1 protein-coding gene is annotated in these 2101 nt (G+C 56.4%); it reads right to left on the bottom strand.

The annotated features are described in order from the left end of the window. Positions 1 to 137: 137 nt before the first annotated feature. Complete coding sequence (locus DWZ52_RS09765; protein ID WP_118385433.1) at positions 138 to 1832, bottom strand: phospho-sugar mutase; 1695 nt, start codon at positions 1830 to 1832, stop codon at positions 138 to 140. Positions 1833 to 2101 lie beyond the last annotated feature (269 nt).

The following is a 2101-nucleotide window of genomic DNA, read 5'->3' as shown; positions in this document are numbered from 1 at the left end:
GCGCCGTGGGCGGGAATCTGGGCGTACACATTTCCTACACATATAAGGACTCTCGGCTGGCTGGGTAAATATAAGAGGGGACCTCGTTTCCGAGATCCCCTCTTTCGCCTATCTACAGTAATAGACTCTTAAATACCTTATGCCAGCAGCTTGCGACCGGACTCTTCAATCGCGTCAAGTGCTGCATCAGCTTCGGCGGCATCCGCGCCCTTGGCAAAGATATACAGCTTGATCTTGGGCTCGGTGCCGGAAGGACGGACGATACCCTTGTTGCCACCCTCGAGATCGAACTCAATGACATTAGCCTTCGGCAGGCCGTTCACGCAGGTGTTGTAATCCACGACGGCCTCAATCTTGGAACCGGCGAGCTCCGCGGGCGGGTTCTCGCGCAGACCGGCCATGATGCCGGCCATCTTTGCCGCGCCCTCAGCGCCCGGATAGCTCAGCGAAATCGTCTTGTTGTGATAGTAGCCATACTTCTCGTACAGCTCGTGCATCGCATCGGCAAGGTTCTTACCCTGGAGCTTGTAATACTGCGCCATCTGGCAAATCAGAAGTGAAGTGCTCACGGCGTCCTTGTCGCGCACGTGGTCGCCGGCCAGATAGCCGTAGCTCTCCTCGAAACCAAAGATAAAGCGATCGACCTCGCCAGAATCGGAAAGCGAGGTAATGATGTCGCCGATGTACTTGAAGCCCGTCAGGCAGCGGCGGAGCTCAAAACCGTACTCGTCGGCCAGAGCGTCAACCATGGCGGAAGAAACGATAGTAGTAACGGCAACCTTCTTAGTGAGGTCCTCACCGCGGGCAGCACGGGTCTTGCAGATATAGTCGAGCAGCAGAACGCCCATCTCATTGCCGGTCAGCAGCAGATAGTCATCGCCATTCTTAACGGCAACGCCAACACGGTCGGCATCGGGATCGGTTGCAAGCAGCAGATCGGGGTGAACCTGCTCGCAGAGATCGATGCCCTTCTGCATGGCCTGACGGATCTCGGGGTTAGGATACGGGCAGGTCGGGAAATCGCCGTTAGGCTCCTTCTGCTCGGGAACAACCGTGACATCGGTGATGCCAGCGCGCTCGAGCACCGTCGTGACGGGAATGAGGCCGGTGCCGTTGAGCGGAGTGTAGACGAGCTTAAGCGGAGCGCCAGCGATCTCCTCGGCAGAAAGGTTAGTCACGCCGCGGGCGAGAACGGCGTCGTAATAACGCTCGAGGCACGAGTCATCGATCCATTTGACCAGACCCTGCTCAAGAGCCTCATCGAAGTCCATGGACTTCACGCCGGTGAACGTATCGGTCTCGGCGATAGCCTTAGAAATTGCATCGGCGGCCTCGCTGGTGATCTGGCAGCCGTCGGGGCCATAGGCCTTATAGCCGTTATAAGGCGCCGGGTTATGGCTAGCGGTCATGCAAATGCCACCGGAGCACTTAAGATCACGGACGGCCCAGGAGAGCGTCGGCACAGGAGAAATCTTGGGATACACGAGGGCAGTCACGCCATTTGCTGCAAGAATGGCAGCCGTCGTCTTGACGAACAGCTCACCTTTATTGCGGCTATCGCGAGCAATGGCGACCGTCGGATGCTCGAAGGTCGCATTGAGGTAGTCAGCGAATCCCTGGGTCGCACGACCGACCGTATAGATATTCATACGGTTAGTGCCCGCACCGATAGTGCCGCGAAGACCGGCAGTACCGAAGGCGAGATCCTGGAAGAAAGCGTCAGTGATGGCGTCCTCATCACCCTGCTCCTTCATCGTGTTGAGCTCAGCGAGGAGCTCCTCGTCCTTGACATTGGCAATCCAAGTATCAAGCAGCTCATGAACATCTGCCATGTGAGTCCTTCCGTCACAATCAATAAAACGACCCGTGTAAAAACAGGACAAGCGCAGCAGTGCGCTAAAGCAAATATTAGTCCATTGAGAACAGAGAACCGACCAAAGAACGGTGAACGTCTATATTCAGCGGTGGATGATTAAATTGATTTAATTGCATAAGGAATGTTGCTCGTAAACGCAAAAAAGGGGGAGGCCTCGCGGCCTCCCCCTTCTTCAAGTCATCAGACGGCTCGGTGCCGTCCACCGGTCAGCGGCGCCCTGGCCTC

The organism is Collinsella sp. AF33-16 (assembly GCF_003475325.1).
Classification (GTDB): Bacteria; Actinomycetota; Coriobacteriia; order Coriobacteriales; family Coriobacteriaceae; genus Collinsella.
This window is presented reverse-complemented; position numbering and strand designations above follow the sequence as displayed.

What these genes read in the sequence shown, in the direction of transcription:
- DWZ52_RS09765 (WP_118385433.1), bottom strand. Translation starts at nt 1,832, where the DNA reads ATGGCAGATGTTCATGAGCTGCTTGATACTTGGATTGCCAATGTCAAG.